The sequence below is a fragment of the Flavobacterium sp. genome (genome assembly GCF_004295795.1).
In the GTDB taxonomy this organism is placed as follows: domain Bacteria; phylum Bacteroidota; class Bacteroidia; order Flavobacteriales; family Flavobacteriaceae; genus Flavobacterium.
Genome location: NZ_SEBR01000010.1, coordinates 32,267 through 46,023 on the forward strand (window position 1 = coordinate 32,267; position 13,757 = coordinate 46,023).

Sequence of the window (13,757 nt, forward strand, 5' to 3'; positions counted from 1 at the left end):
CATTACAGCAATGTGTGCATTTGAAATAGTGAAGTACGCGAAAATAGCTCAGTTGGTAGAGCGCCACCTTGCCAAGGTGGAGGTCGCGGGTTCGAATCCCGTTTTTCGCTCCAAAGTGACTACCGCTCGGATGGTGAAATCGGTAGACACGCTGGACTTAAAATCCAGTGGGCAGTAATGCCTGTGCGGGTTCAAGTCCCGCTCCGAGTACAAAGAAAACCCGTAACGAATTTATTATTAATTCTTTACGGGTTTTTTGTTTGTTGTTTGTCAGACTTGTGTCAAGCGACTATTTCTTCATCACTTTCACCACTTTTGTCTTTTCCCCAATCTTGATTTTCGCCAGATATATTCCTATCGGCAAATGCGTCAGATCGATCGTGTTTCCCGATATTTTCTGAGGTGCGACAACCATTTTTCCGTCGAGGGCAAAAATCGAAAATACGCAATTTTCGTCTGAGTTGACATGGATTTCTCCGGATGTCGGATTCGGATAGACACTGACTTCCGACAAATCCTGATCATTGACGCCAAGCGATTGCTGATGGATCACACCGACGGCCTGCAGGTCGAATCCGCAAGAATTGAATGGCGTGGGAAACGAATCGTTCACGGCGTTTCCGAAACTGTCTTGAGAAGCGAAATCAGGGTTGATCGATCCTACGACGTCGATGATTTTGACATGTGTGATACTATTCTTGTCCAAAAGCGCATCGTCAGGCAAATCGGACAAATCGAAAGGCGTTCCGTAAAGCGCGGCATATTTTCCGGCGAGATTGTTCAGATACGGCGCAGAAGGCGTTCCGAATGAACCTATTTGGGTCGCGGTCTCCGTTTGGCTGTGATTCGGAAAACGGAAAAAATGCTGTCCGTCAGAACTCACTTCGACAAATGCCAATTCGAGATAAGCCGTGCTGCCGTTTTCAAAAACCGCGAAGTCGAACCCTTCGTCATTTCGGACGGCAGAGTCAAAAGTTGCGATCGCAAAACCGCCATCGCCAAGACTTACGGTGTTTCCGTCGGGAAAACCTGTCGCGTACTCCGGAAGTCCGGCCGAGGCGAAATTGCTTCCGGCGGCGGTAAGAGTCGGATTCGAAATATTGACATACCCGCGCTCGACCGAAATTTCCGTTGCCCAAGCGACAAAATTCGGGCTTTCTTTGGGAATCGCAGTCGAACCGGCCTCGCCCGCAGCCGGTGGATAACTTTGGGCGAGACAAGTCAGACTTAGAAAACAGAGCAGCGAAAAACGCATTATTTTACGAGGATTTTTGTCGTGACGACGCCTTTTTGCGTGGCGATTTGCGCCAGATATTGTCCCGATTGCAAGCTTGTCACGTCAATACCAAGTTGGTTTGACGCATTTTGTTCGAGTACTTTTCGTCCGGTGAGATCGAATAGAGAGACCGGGACGACTTCTTCGGAATTCACGAAAAACTTGTCGCTTGTTGGGTTTGGATACGCGAACAACGCCAATTTTCGAGTAGGATTCGGAACGGACAAATTCGGTTCGGCTTTGTAGAAACCGTTCGGGATCACGCCGACGACATAATTTGTGACTGCCGTGCCGTTAGCGTCATAAACAAAGGCCGTTCCTGGGGAAACGTAATTTCCGGCGTCGGCTACATAGAGTTTTCCGTCGATGAAATTGAGTCCGTAAATGCCGTAAACGCCTTGTTCGCCAAGAGCGATTATCGCCGGAGCGTTCAATCCCAAAGAAGAGATTTCGCCTTTGTACACGTTCGCGTCGTTGGTAAAGAAAATACTTCCGTTGCCCGAACTTTGTAAATTCGCCGGATTCATGCCGTTCCAAGTAAGGCTTTCCTCGACCTCATTGTCGCTGAGGTCGATCTTGTAAAGTCCGCCGGAGGTTTGCGTTCCTGACCAAGACGGTTTCCCGCCGCACAAAACGTAAAGGAATCCGTTGTCGACCACATAAGAATTCGGGACGTCGCCAACTGCAATCGAAGTCGTGAGCGTCTCGGTTTGAGGATTCACGATCGATACCGAATTCCCGAATCCGTAACCGCCTTGATGCAAAATGTAAAGTTGGTTATTGATTGCCGCAATGCGCTCGGCACCTTCAGCAAGCGGGATCGTGTTTTCCACGATGTTAGTTTCCAAATCGAGAACCGCGAGGTAGTCGTCGTTTGCGTTTGCGCCGCTTCCCCAATTGGTAATGAAGCCTTTTCCATCGACAAAAGCCATATACCGCGGATTGTTCAAACCTGTACTAACAGTAGCGACGAGTTCGAAAGTCATGCGGTCGACGATTTTTATCGTGTTGGAAATATTGAGTACGATGTAAGCGTAATTTCCGTAGAACGTCAGGCTTTGTGCCGTGTCACCCAAAGATCCGGCCGACGGATTCGCGCTTGCGAAAATGTTGTTCTGTAGCGATCCTGAGTTTGGGATGTAGGAAACCGAGGCGTTGTTGCTTCCGGCTCCGCCTTCGTTGAGCACGAAAATGCCGTTGTCGAACGATTGCGCATCGGCTGCGACCGAAATCAGTCCAAAAAGCATTGCAAAAAAAGTGTAGATATGTTTCATGTTACAAAATTTACAAATGAAACATCGGGAAATGGAGAAGCGGGCGCGAACGCCAAAATGCCTCAAATCTTTTTTCCCGAAGATTCGCGATGAATGTCGATTGAGGCAGGTCTCCTGGCTTGCGTCTTGGCCGCGCCTTCCCATATTTTCATACAGTGGCTTTAGGATGCGGCAAGCTTTTTAGCTTACAGTTGCGGGAACAGCTTTGGATTTTCACCAAATTCCCTTTTAATGCTTTGCGCGAAAAACGATCGGCAAGGCAACCAAAATCGCGGCAAAGGTAAAGCAATTCTTTTCAAATTGGCAAAACGCTAAGAATTCCTTGGAATTTAAACGATACCTTTGCGGCTTTTAAGTTCTTTCTTAATTCTTCAACCGGGAAAGGTTGCATGTAACGTGCATTAATAGGGAATCGTGTGCAAATCACGAGCTGTCGCGCAACTGTAAGTAACATGAGGTTTCATCTTTTTGTCCACTGTTTTTGAAATGGAAGGCAGATGAAAGCGTTACGAGCCAGGAGACCTGCCTTTTTTGAATTGACGGTACTTTCGCGATTTGAAGTGTTTGTCAGGTGATGTCTGTTTTCCGGAAGCCTTTGTTTTCGGGAGATCGCTTTTTCAAAACGTCGCCTTTTCAATGATTTCCGCAAATTACCTCGAAGCGAGGCAGGATTTTTGACGACAACAACCAATCAATAAAAAGTTGGGCGGCGAATGTTTATTTCCGTCAAGCGGATTTTTCGCGCCCTTTCAGCACATCAAGACAACACAGTGAACCACAACCAAAAAACCACAGCAAGAATTTCAGGCATTGGCGGATTCGTTCCAGACACGATTCTCGACAACGCGCAACTCGAGCAAATGGTCGATACAAGCGATCTTTGGATTACCTCGCGAACCGGGATCAAACAACGAAGAATTGTCGGGAACGACGATTTTGCGACTTCGGACCTTGCTGCGAAAGCGATCGCGAATCTTTTCGAAAACACTTCGATTTTACCCGATCAAGTCGAATGCGTGATTCTCGCCACGGCAACTCCGGATGAAATGCTCGCGCCTACGGCAGCTGTCGTATGTCAAAAATCGGGGCTCGAAAAAGCCTGGGGATTCGACCTTGGCGCAGCGTGCAGCGGATTTCTATACGCGTTGTCAGTAGGAGCAAGCCTCATCGAAAGCGGACGACACACACACGTAATTGTAGTCGGCGCAGACAAAATGAGTTCGATCGTGAATTACGAAGACCGAAACACCTGCATTCTTTTTGGTGACGGAGCCGGAGCGGTTTTGCTTTCGGCGAATTACGATGGTTTTGGCGTGCAACAAAGCATTTTTGGTTCGGACGGAGACGGCGCGCAATATCTTTCGGTTCCCGCCGGAGGTTCCAAAATGCCCGCCTCGCAGGAAACTGTCGCATCCAAACAACATTTCGTGCAACAAGACGGGAAAACCGTTTTCAAGCAGGCAGTGCGCAAGATGGGCGAGAGTTGCATCGAGCTTTTGAATCTGGCCAAAATCGGGAACGAACAGGTCGATTGGGTAATTCCGCATCAGGCGAACCTTCGCATCATAAAAGCCGTCGGTGAACAAATCGGTATCGATCCCGACAAGTTCAAGATCAATATCGAACGTTACGGAAACACAACCGCAGCCACGATTCCACTCGCGCTTTGGGATTTCAAAGACGATTTCAAAGCGGGCGACAATGTGGTTTTGACGGCGTTTGGCGCGGGATTCACTTGGGGAAGTACCTATGTGAAATGGTAAAATCGGATGCAAAAAAGACGTATTTCAATTGGAGCAGCGGCAAAGATTCGGCCATGGCGCTTTTTGAGTTGTTGCAGGATAAAAGCTATGATGTCTCGTATTTGCTGACTTCGGTAAATGCCGTTTTGGATCGGGTTACGATGCATGGCGTTCGGGCGGAATTACTCGACAAACAATTGGAAGCGATTGGAATTCCGAGCGGAAAAGTGCTTTTGCCCGAGCATCCGACAAATCTCGAGTACGAGAAATTGATGGCTCAAAAAGTGTCCGAACTAAAACAAGACGGTTTTACCCATGCGGCTTTCGGCGATATTTTCCTGGAGGACTTGCGGATTTATCGGGAAACACAATTGGCATCTTTTGGAATCGAGACCGTTTTTCCGATTTGGGGAAGAAACACAAAGGATTTGATGCGGAATTTCGTGCAATCCGGATGCAAGGCGATCGTGGTTTGTGCCGATGCGTCGAAGCTCGACAAAGTTGGGTCGGAAAAGCAATCGATGCCGATTTTGTCGATTCGCTTCCCGAAAATGTCGATGCTTGCGGCGAAAATGGTGAATTCCATACGTTTTGTTTCGACGCTCCGTTTTTTGCGAATCCAGTCGCTTTTTCGGTTGGGGAAATCGTTTATCGCGAATATGAATCCGAAGGTTGCCAATCCGGATTCTGGTTTTGTGACTTGCTTCCGGCCTAAAAAATCCGAAATAAATCAACGATAAAAAAAACTTCATCGCACGCAAAATGTGTGAAATACCTTATGGAAATGACAAGAGAAGAGAGAATTGCGAAGTCAGAAACCCGAATTTTTAAAGCCGTTTTTCCCAATACGACCAATCATTACGACACACTTTTCGGCGGAACGGCCATGCAGCTTATGGACGAAGTGGCTTTTATCACAGCCACGCGTTTTAGCAGACAGCGAATGGTGACCGTAAGTAGCGATCGCATCGATTTCAAAAAGGCAATTCCGGGAGGAACGATTATCGAATTGATCGGGAAAGTGACTTATCTGGGAAATACGAGTCTCAAGGTCAAAGTCGATATCTACATCGAGCAAATGTATTCGGAACATCGCGAAAAGGCCGTGAGTGGCGACTTTACGTTTGTGGCGATCGATGCCGACAAAAATTCCGTCAAGATCGAACATTGAGACTTTTGGCAGATTCGCCGTTTGAAATCTGTCCTATCCGCAAAATTCCAGACATAAAAAAAGCCCCGCAATGCGGAGCCTTATTCTGTATAAGCTTAAGCTTAAAATTACTTAGCTGGAGCAGCAGCTGGAGCTTCAGTAGCAGCAGGAGCAGCAGCTGTATCAGCAGGAGCAGCAACAGTGTCAACAGCTGGAGCAGCTTCTTCAACTGGAGCAACTTCTTCAGTTGTAGTTTCTTCTGCAGCTTTCTCTTCAGTGTTTTTACAAGATACAACTGTCAAAGCAGCGATCATAGCCAAGCTCAAAAATACTTTTTTCATCTTACTTAATTATAAAAGGTTAATTATTAATTCGTGGCAAAGATATAAATTTTTTAATTCGGAAAAATTTTTTCAAATCTTTTTTAGAAAAAACCTTTAACACTTTGCTTGCGCCACACTTTGCAATTCTCGTGCCAAAAAATGCATGAATCGTAAAAAATCCATAAAATTTTCAAAATACGTGTAACAATCTGAAAGTCTTGGTTTTATTTCTTTTTTGGATGCACCAGTTTCAATTCGCTCATGATGTTTTGGGCGTTAGCGAACTTGTCGATGATGAAAAGCACGTATCTCGCATCGACCATAACGTTTCTGCAAATCGACGGATCGTAGTGAATGTCGCTCATCGTTCCTTCCCAAACGCGGTCAAAGTTGAGTCCGATCAGGTTTCCCTTGGCGTCGATCGCCGGGCTTCCGGAATTTCCGCCGGTCGTATGATTCGTCCCGATAAAACAAACCGGCATTTTTCCTTTCTCGGCATATTGACCGTAATCCTTCTTATTATATAGGTCGATCAATTTCTGCGGAACATCGAATTCGTAATCGCCGGGAATGTATTTTTCCATGACGCCGTCCAAATAAGTCACTGGCGTGTAGATCGTGGCGTCTTTCGGTTCATAACCTTTCACTTTCCCGTATGTCACGCGCAAAGTCGAATTCGCATCGGGAAACAGGCGCTTGTCCTTGAAAAGCTCGAGTTGTCCTTTCACGTAAGCGCGTTGCAAAGCCGAGATCTTGAGGTTGATTTCGTCATATTTCGGGGCAACCGAATTGAAGTAAGAATCGGCCATTTCCTTGGTGATCTTGAAAGCCTTATCGTTGTTGAGGTTGGCCAAGACCGTTTTCGCGTCTCCGTTCAAAAGCGATTTCACGCCTTCGAGCGAAGTCAGTTTCGAATCTCTGTAAACTTCGGCAGACAAAGTCGCGGCGTTCACGTTTTTCAAGCTCGCAGGCAAAAACTGCGCGGGATATTTCTTCGAGTAAATTCCGATGAGTTGCTCGAAAACCTTCTCGTCCACAGTTTTGTTGAAATCCTTGTAGAAATCCACAAGTCCGTCCATCATGTTCTGTTTGCGCGCGTTGAACGCTTGTTCGCCTTTGGAAATGTAAGCTTGTTCGAGTTGATAAAGTCGGAAAGCGACGCTCGTCAATTCTGTGTTCCGAAGCGCGATTTCCTGAAAATAATCGCGTGCCAATGCATAGGGCGCGATTTCTTTGTAGTTGGTTTCGAATTCCGGAAGGATTTTTCCATATTCCGATTGCTTTCCGGCTTTCTCGACGCGTTTGGCAAATTCTGCTTCGTCTTTTTTCTTGAGATTCACGGCATCCGATTTCTTCAGACCTTGGGTTTCCCCGATCCATTTTTTCCAGTAATTGGCAATGCTGGCGTATTTCGACGCATATTGAATCTTGGTCGCCTGGTCTTTTCTCATGAAACCGTCCTCGACTTTCAAAGCGGCTTCGCGCACCTCGATTTTCGCCGGATTCAATTCGTTCACGATTTGCGCAACGGCGACCGCAGGCAAATATTCTGTGGTTCGTCCGGGATAGCCGAAAACCAGCGTAAAATCGTCTTCTTTTATTCCGTCGAGCGAAATCGGAAGGAAGTGTTTCGGTTTGTAAGGAACGTTGTCTTTCGAGTAAGCGGCTGGCTTGTTGTCCTTGTCGGCATAAATCCGGAACAACGAGAAATCGCCCGTGTGACGCGGCCAAACCCAGTTGTCAGTATCCGATCCGAATTTCCCGATAGACGATGGCGGCGCACCGACCAAGCGAATGTCCTTGAAAGTTTCGGTCACGAAAAGCATGTATTGGTTGCCTTCGTAAAACGTCCGGATTTTGTTTTCCTGCCAGGTTTCCTTTGGCAAAGAAGTCGACAATGACGAAATGTTTTCCTGGATTTTCTTTTGTTTTTCGGCTTCCGAAGCAAGACTTTGCGTGCCATCGAGCACTTTCGCGGTCACGTCCTCGATTCGCACGATAAACGTTACGACCATGTCAGGATTCGACAGTTCGTCTTCCATTTTGTAGGCCCAAAATCCGTTCTGCAAATAGTCGTGCTCAACGGTGGAATGGTTTTGGATCGCGTCGAAACCACAGTGGTGATTCGTCAGAATAAGGCCTTTTGGCGAAATGACTTCAGACGTACAACCGCCGTTGAATTGCGGAACCGCGTCCTTCAAGCTCGATTTGTTGACGTCGTAAATGTCTTTGGCCGACATTTTCATGCCCAGGCTTTTCATCTCTTTTTCGTTCATGCCTTCAAGCAAAGACGGAATCCACATGCCGCCTTGTTGGGCGCTCATTTGGATGACGAACATAAGCAGGAAGAGTCTTAGGAATTTGATCATTCTGAATTAATTTATAATTAATAATTAATAGTTAATAATTACAGGCGATATCGAAAACTTCGTCGGTAATTATCGTTGACTGTATTTCTATAATGGCAAATAGAAAAAAGGATTTGTTGTCTGGCAATAATCATTCATTATTCAATTTGCGACGCAACAATTGGCGTTTGTGTCCGATGAAACCTTTGTCCAAATAAAGTTTCCTGGCATTTTTATTATGTGGTTCGACCTCAAGATAAAGCAGTTTAAGCTTTTCTTCAGAAGCGATTTTTGTGATGAAATCAATGCTTTCCGCGCCGATTCCTTTTCCGCGAAACGCCTCGACGATATACAATTCATCGACAAAACCGATTTTTCCGCCATACTCGAAATTGAAGACAAAAGTCAGAATCATGTAGCCGACGGTTTTCGAGTCGCTTTCAATTATCCAGGCTTTCCCGAGGTTTTCGTTCGCGATGAATTCCGAAAATAGCTTTTTCGATTTTTCGGGATCGATCGGATAATTGTCGATCGCATAAAAATCCTGCATCATTTTGACGAGGATTTCGATGTCGGTTTCGGCAATCGGTCTATATGTCGTCATTTTGGTCGAAATGTTTCATGATGGTTGGTGTCGCATTTTTGTTCATTTGGACAAAAGTCGCGCAAATGTGGCCTTTTTCGTATCTGACATCTTCATTCGAAAGCAACAAATCGAAAGCTTCGTCCAATTCCGATTGATCGTCAATTGAAATCGCGCCTTCGAGATCGACTAGCGCGGTCGCCTCGGCAAAATGCGAATAATTTGGGCCGATGACAATCGGAACGCCGAAGGTCGCAGGTTCCAAAATGTTGTGAACGCCAGGGTTTCCGAAGCCGCCGCCCACGTAGGCGATATCGGCATAACTGTAAATCTTGGTCAGAATCCCGATCGTATCAATGATGAAAACGTCGTATTCCGACAGGTTTTTGCCATGTTTGTCCGAAAACAAAACCACTTTTTTTGAAATGGAATTTTTGAGTTCGGAAATTTGAGCATCCTTAATATTGTGAGGTGCGATGATGAACTTGACGTTTTGCGACGTTTTGTTGATGAAATCGACGAGAAGCGTTTCGTCTTTTGGCCATGAACTTCCAATCACGATCGTATTCATGTCGTGTTTGAAATCGGAAATAAAAGCGAGCGAATTGTCTTTTTCGAGAATCGCAGCGACGCGGTCAAATCTCGTGTCGCCCGAAACCGTCGCGTTGTAACGCTTGAGTTTGGCGAGCAATTCTTTCGAACGTGAATTCTGGACGAAAAAATGCTCGAATGCGTCCAAAGCTTTGTTGTAAAAACTTCCGTACCATTTGAAAAACGCTTGATTTTCGCGAAAAATTCCAGAAATCAGGAACGTTCTGATGTTGCGTTTTTTTAGTTCCGTCAGGTAATTGGGCCAGAATTCATATTTGATCATGAACGCCATTTCGGGATGCACGGCGTCGAGGAATTTTTTTACGTTGGATTTTGTGTCGAGCGGAAGATAAACGGTCACATCGGCAATCGCATTGTTTTTGCGCACTTCGAATCCGGACGGCGAGAAGAACGTGAGTACGATCTTGTGGTTCGGGAACTTTTTTTTCATAGCCTCGATCACGGGCAAACCTTGTTCGTATTCGCCCAAAGACGCCGAATGGAACCAGATCGTTTTGTCAGAAGGCGCAATCTTGTCAGCCAAAGTGTTGAAAACCGATTTTCTTCCGTTGACGAACAACTTCATTTTCGGGCTGAAAAGTGCGACTACGCGAACGAAAAATCCGACGAGGGAAACCAACAAGCCATAGATTGCAAACATGGTCGCTAAAATACGCACTTTACAGAAATTTCATTGTGACAAGTCGCTTATTTAGTACTTTTGTGTGGCTAAAATTTGAGCATGAAAAAAATACAGATGGTTGACCTCAAAGGTCAATACGAAGCTATAAAAGAGGAAGTGAACGCCGGAATCCAATCGGTTTTGGACACGACTTCCTATATAAACGGACCGGCGGTTCACGCGTTCCAGAAAAATCTCGAAACCTATCTCGACGTAAAACACGTGATCCCGTGCGCAAACGGAACCGACGCCTTGCAAATCGCCATGATGGGCTTGGATCTGCAACCCGGAGACGAGGTCATCACCGCCGATTTCACGTTCGCGGCAACCGTAGAAGTCATTGCGCTTTTGCGTCTTACGCCTGTGTTAGTCGATGTAGAACTCGATACTTTCAACATTTCGATCGATGCGATCAAGAAAGCGATCACTCCAAAAACCAAGGCGATCGTCCCGGTACATTTGTTCGGGCAAGCGGCGAATATGGACGCGATCATGACAATCGCGCGCGAACACGATTTGTTCGTGATTGAAGACAATGCACAGGCGATTGGTGCGAATTACCAATATCCGCACGGCATGAAACAAAAAGTCGGTACGATTGGACACGTGGCTTCGACCTCGTTCTTTCCGTCGAAAAATTTGGGATGTTATGGCGATGGCGGAGCGATTTTCACCAACGACGACGGACTTGCCCACAAACTTCGCGGCATCGTAAACCACGGAATGTATGTGCGTTACCACCACGACGTCGTGGGCGTGAACTCTCGTCTTGACTCCATTCAGGCGGCGGTTCTCGACACGAAACTTCCAAAACTCGATCAGTACAATCAAGCGCGTTTGGCGGCCGCCGAGGCTTACTCTTCGGCGTTTGCGAATCATCCGAATATCGTCACTCCAAAAATCGTCGGAGACAAAGACAGCCACGTTTTCCATCAGTATACTTTGAGGATCGTCGACGCAGACCGCGATGGATTGATGCAACATTTGCTCGACAAAGGCATTCCTTGTGCGATTTATTATCCGATTCCGCTTCATGCGCAAAAGGCTTACCTCGACGATCGTTACAAAGAGGAAGATTTTCCTGTGACGAATCAATTGGCCAAGGAAGTTTTGTCTTTGCCGATGCACACCGAGCTTGAAGCCGACCAAATCGAATTCATTACCTCAAGCGTGCTTGAATTCCTCAAATAATCCGGTAGGGAAAACAGGATTGCGTTTGCGATCTCATTTACTTTTGAATCAAATCGATATACTCAAACAAACATGAAAATACTTGTAACAGGCGGCCTCGGATTCATCGGTTCGCACACCGTCGTTGAATTGCAGAACGAAGGATTCGACGTCGTGATCATCGACAATCTCTCGAATTCGTCCGAAAAAGTGCTCGACGGAATCGTGGCGATTACAGGCAAAAAGCCGATTTTCGAGAAACTTGACCTGCGTGAGAAAGCATCCGTCCAGGATTTCTTCTTGCGTCATTCCGATGTTTCTGGAGTGATTCACTTCGCGGCTTCGAAAGCGGTTGGTGAAAGTGTCGAAAATCCGCTTTTGTATTACGAAAACAACATCAACGCTCTGGTTTATCTGTTACAGGAACTTTCGAAAAAACAGCAAGCTCACTTTATTTTCAGCTCGTCTTGTACGGTTTACGGTCAAGCCGAAACAATGCCGATTACAGAGAGCGCCTCAATCCAGCCAGCCATGTCGCCATACGGAAACACGAAGCAAATTGGAGAGGAGATCATTCAGGACACGGCCAAAGTTACGAACATCAACGCGATTTTGCTGCGTTATTTTAATCCGATAGGATCGCATCCGTCAGCTGAAATTGGGGAATTGCCGCTTGGTGTTCCGCAGAATTTGGTGCCTTTTATCACTCAGACGGGAATTGGCATGCGCGAGAAATTGTCGGTTTTTGGGGACGATTATCCAACGAGTGACGGAACTTGCGTTCGCGATTACATCCACGTTGTCGATTTGGCCAAGGCGCACGTTGTTGCCCTTCAACGTCTCATCAAAAACAGAAATCAGGACAAAGTCGAAACTTTCAACGTAGGAACCGGAACTGGAAGCACGGTTTTGGAAGTCATTAACACGTTCGAGAAAGTCAGCGGGAAATCGTTGCCTTACCAAATCGTCGGAAGACGCGAAGGCGACGTGATCGAAGCCTATGCAAATACCGATAAAGCAAACAACGTTCTCGGTTGGAAGGCGGAATCTACTTTGGCAGATGGACTTGCCAGTGCTTGGAAATGGGAGCAGAAGATTCGTTCCTAATTAATAATTAAAAATGAATAATTAATAATTACCCGATACATAAAAAAAATCCCGATTGTTAGTCAATCGGGATTTTTTTATTTCTTCAATTCGTGGAAACCGAGGTCGCCGTGCAGTCCGTAGCGTTTTATTTCCTTGATTTTTCCCGATGAAAATCGCAGTGAAATCATCGTTGAGAGTTTTTCAGGAGCAACTTTCCAAACGAGTTTGCTGTCGATCATATCCTTGATCTTGAGTTCTTCGGTTGGAATTGTTGTTTTATTGTCCAGGCTTATCAGACAGGATTTTCCGTCTTTTCCGACGATAATCTGGAGCATCAGAATCCCTTCGATTTTTGCCATTTTTTCCGATCCGATGGCTTCCGAAACAACTTTTATCAATTCCGATTGCTCGATTTTTGCCGATTCCACTTTTGACTCTATGGTGAAATGGTCGGTGTTACAACCCGCAAATTTTGTCGGATAAATATTTTGCGCCTTGGCAAATCCGACACAAAACAGAAGTATCGCGGCTACAAGTGATTTCATCTTAAGCGCCGGCAACTTCCGCCTCTTTATCGATCTTTTTAATCAAGCCTTGCAACACATTTCCCGGCCCGACTTCGGTGAACAAAGTCGCTCCGTCGGCGATCATTTGGCGAACCGATTGCGTCCATTTTACAGGCGCGGTCAATTGGATTATGAGGTTTTTCTTGATTTCAGATGCGTCCGAAACCGCGCTCGCCGTCACGTTTTGGTAGACCGGACAAGTTGGTGCGTTGAAAGTCGTGGCCTCGATCGCTGCGGCAAGTTCTTCGCGCGCCGGTTCCATCATTGGCGAGTGGAAAGCGCCGCCCACAGGCAAGATCAAAGCGCGTTTTGCACCTGCGGCTTTCATGGCTTCGCAAGCTCTTTCGACTGCCGAATATTCTCCTGAAATCACGAGTTGTCCCGGGCAGTTGTAATTTGCGGGAACGACGATTCCATCAATTGTGGCGCAAACTTCCTCGACTTTTTCGTCTTCCAGTCCAAGAACCGCGGCCATTGTGGAAGGCGTGATCTCGCAGGCTTTTTGCATGGCCAGTGCGCGCTGCGAGACGAGTTTGAGTCCGTCCTCAAATGACAAAGTGCCGTTTGCGACCAATGCCGAGAATTCTCCCAAAGAATGTCCGGCGACCATTTCGGGTTTGAACGATTCGTTCATCGTCTTGGCCAAAATCACCGAGTGCAGAAAAACCGCTGGCTGCGTGACTTTGGTTTCTTTCAATTCCTCGGCCGTGCCTTCGAACATGATATCGGTGATGCGGAATCCCAGGATTTCGTTGGCACGCTCGAAAAGCTCTCTCGCCAAGTCAGACTGTTCGTACAATTCCTTGCCCATTCCCGTAAATTGGGCGCCTTGGCCCGGAAAAACGTATGCTTTCATAAGTTGGTTTTCGATGTTTCAGACAGCAAAAATACTACTTTTTCAGTACCGAATCGGCATAAAAAAGCCCGGACGAATCCAGGCTTTTCCCACATTTATAAAAAAAC

12 protein-coding genes, 2 tRNA genes, 1 pseudogene and 2 riboswitches are annotated in these 13,757 nt (G+C 46.4%); of the genes and pseudogenes, 7 read left to right on the forward strand and 8 right to left on the reverse strand.

Annotation, left to right across the window (positions count from 1 at the left end; all coding sequences use genetic code 11):
• The first annotated feature begins 37 nt into the window (after window positions 1-37).
• Window positions 38-113, forward strand: a tRNA-Gly gene (locus EOO49_RS09905).
• An 11-nt stretch (window positions 114-124) separates the two neighbouring features.
• Window positions 125-210 (forward strand) — tRNA-Leu (locus tag EOO49_RS09910).
• Between the two features lie 79 nt (window positions 211-289).
• Here the strand turns inward: EOO49_RS09910 and EOO49_RS09915 are convergent.
• Both EOO49_RS09915 and EOO49_RS09920 read right to left on the reverse strand, forming a co-directional pair.
• Window positions 290-1,255, reverse strand: a complete 966-nt coding sequence (locus EOO49_RS09915; protein ID WP_290845180.1) for a T9SS type A sorting domain-containing protein — start codon at window positions 1,253-1,255, stop codon at window positions 290-292.
• Window positions 1,255-2,550: a DUF5074 domain-containing protein gene (locus tag EOO49_RS09920; RefSeq protein ID WP_290845182.1), complete on the reverse strand. Its 1,296-nt coding sequence runs from the start codon at window positions 2,548-2,550 to the stop codon at window positions 1,255-1,257. The genes EOO49_RS09915 and EOO49_RS09920 overlap by 1 nt, the downstream gene beginning before the upstream one ends.
• Window positions 2,551-2,636: 86 nt before the next feature.
• Window positions 2,637-2,833, reverse strand: a riboswitch (cobalamin riboswitch).
• 82 nt (window positions 2,834-2,915) lie between these two features.
• Window positions 2,916-3,095: riboswitch (cobalamin riboswitch) on the forward strand.
• 225 nt (window positions 3,096-3,320) lie between these two features.
• On the opposite strand from EOO49_RS09920, the gene EOO49_RS09925 reads away from it, so the two are divergent.
• The 3 genes and pseudogenes from EOO49_RS09925 (at window position 3,321) to EOO49_RS09935 (ending at window position 5,463) form a co-directional block, all read left to right on the forward strand.
• The gene (locus tag EOO49_RS09925; protein WP_290845184.1) at window positions 3,321-4,313 is read left to right on the forward strand and encodes a beta-ketoacyl-ACP synthase III; all 993 of its coding nucleotides are present in this window, start codon (window positions 3,321-3,323) and stop codon (window positions 4,311-4,313) included.
• 53 nt (window positions 4,314-4,366) lie between these two features.
• Window positions 4,367-5,007, forward strand: a pseudogene (locus EOO49_RS09930) (ATP-binding protein).
• A 69-nt stretch (window positions 5,008-5,076) separates the two neighbouring features.
• Window positions 5,077-5,463 carry an acyl-CoA thioesterase gene (locus EOO49_RS09935; RefSeq protein ID WP_290845403.1) on the forward strand — a complete coding sequence of 129 codons (387 nt, stop codon included), beginning with the start codon at window positions 5,077-5,079 and terminating at the stop codon, window positions 5,461-5,463.
• 107 nt (window positions 5,464-5,570) lie between these two features.
• On the opposite strand, the gene EOO49_RS09940 is transcribed toward EOO49_RS09935, so the two are convergent.
• The 4 genes from EOO49_RS09940 to EOO49_RS09955 form a co-directional block, all read right to left on the reverse strand.
• Window positions 5,571-5,783: a hypothetical protein gene (locus tag EOO49_RS09940; protein ID WP_290845186.1), complete on the reverse strand. Its 213-nt coding sequence runs from the start codon at window positions 5,781-5,783 to the stop codon at window positions 5,571-5,573.
• Between the two features lie 206 nt (window positions 5,784-5,989).
• Window positions 5,990-8,131, reverse strand: a complete 2,142-nt coding sequence (locus EOO49_RS09945) for a S46 family peptidase (protein ID WP_366927239.1) — start codon at window positions 8,129-8,131, stop codon at window positions 5,990-5,992.
• 133 nt (window positions 8,132-8,264) lie between these two features.
• On the reverse strand, window positions 8,265-8,717 hold the full coding sequence (locus EOO49_RS09950; RefSeq protein WP_290845190.1) for a GNAT family N-acetyltransferase: 453 nt from the start codon (window positions 8,715-8,717) through the stop codon (window positions 8,265-8,267).
• The gene (locus EOO49_RS09955) at window positions 8,704-9,948 is read right to left on the reverse strand and encodes a glycosyltransferase N-terminal domain-containing protein (RefSeq protein WP_290845192.1); all 1,245 of its coding nucleotides are present in this window, start codon (window positions 9,946-9,948) and stop codon (window positions 8,704-8,706) included. The genes EOO49_RS09950 and EOO49_RS09955 overlap by 14 nt, the downstream gene beginning before the upstream one ends.
• A gap of 81 nt (window positions 9,949-10,029) precedes the next feature.
• Between EOO49_RS09955 and EOO49_RS09960 the strand changes: the two genes are divergently transcribed.
• Entirely contained in the window at window positions 10,030-11,160 is a 1,131-nt protein-coding gene (locus EOO49_RS09960; RefSeq protein WP_290845194.1) for a DegT/DnrJ/EryC1/StrS aminotransferase family protein, read from the forward strand.
• A gap of 72 nt (window positions 11,161-11,232) precedes the next feature.
• A complete protein-coding gene (gene galE / locus EOO49_RS09965; protein WP_290845196.1) occupies window positions 11,233-12,246 on the forward strand; it encodes a UDP-glucose 4-epimerase GalE in 1,014 nt (337 codons plus the stop codon).
• Between the two features lie 77 nt (window positions 12,247-12,323).
• Here galE and EOO49_RS09970 read toward each other — a convergent pair whose 3' ends face one another.
• Together EOO49_RS09970 and fabD are read right to left on the reverse strand one after the other, a co-directional pair.
• Window positions 12,324-12,773, reverse strand: coding sequence for a hypothetical protein (locus tag EOO49_RS09970; protein ID WP_290845198.1), 450 nt, complete (start codon window positions 12,771-12,773; stop codon window positions 12,324-12,326).
• A 1-nt stretch (window position 12,774) separates the two neighbouring features.
• Complete coding sequence (fabD, locus tag EOO49_RS09975) at window positions 12,775-13,650, reverse strand: ACP S-malonyltransferase (RefSeq protein ID WP_290845200.1); 876 nt, start codon at window positions 13,648-13,650, stop codon at window positions 12,775-12,777.
• Window positions 13,651-13,757 lie beyond the last annotated feature (107 nt).

What these genes read in the sequence shown, in the direction of transcription:
- EOO49_RS09970 (WP_290845198.1), bottom strand. Translation starts at nt 12,773, where the DNA reads ATGAAATCACTTGTAGCCGCGATACTTCTGTTTTGTGTCGGATTTGCC.
- EOO49_RS09960 (WP_290845194.1), top strand. Translation starts at nt 10,030, where the DNA reads ATGAAAAAAATACAGATGGTTGACCTCAAAGGTCAATACGAAGCTATA.
- EOO49_RS09920 (WP_290845182.1), bottom strand. Translation starts at nt 2,550, where the DNA reads ATGAAACATATCTACACTTTTTTTGCAATGCTTTTTGGACTGATTTCG.
- EOO49_RS09940 (WP_290845186.1), bottom strand. Translation starts at nt 5,783, where the DNA reads ATGAAAAAAGTATTTTTGAGCTTGGCTATGATCGCTGCTTTGACAGTT.
- EOO49_RS09915 (WP_290845180.1), bottom strand. Translation starts at nt 1,255, where the DNA reads ATGCGTTTTTCGCTGCTCTGTTTTCTAAGTCTGACTTGTCTCGCCCAA.
- EOO49_RS09950 (WP_290845190.1), bottom strand. Translation starts at nt 8,717, where the DNA reads ATGACGACATATAGACCGATTGCCGAAACCGACATCGAAATCCTCGTC.
- EOO49_RS09935 (WP_290845403.1), top strand. Translation starts at nt 5,077, where the DNA reads ATGACAAGAGAAGAGAGAATTGCGAAGTCAGAAACCCGAATTTTTAAA.
- galE (WP_290845196.1), top strand. Translation starts at nt 11,233, where the DNA reads ATGAAAATACTTGTAACAGGCGGCCTCGGATTCATCGGTTCGCACACC.
- EOO49_RS09955 (WP_290845192.1), bottom strand. Translation starts at nt 9,948, where the DNA reads ATGTTTGCAATCTATGGCTTGTTGGTTTCCCTCGTCGGATTTTTCGTT.
- fabD (WP_290845200.1), bottom strand. Translation starts at nt 13,650, where the DNA reads ATGAAAGCATACGTTTTTCCGGGCCAAGGCGCCCAATTTACGGGAATG.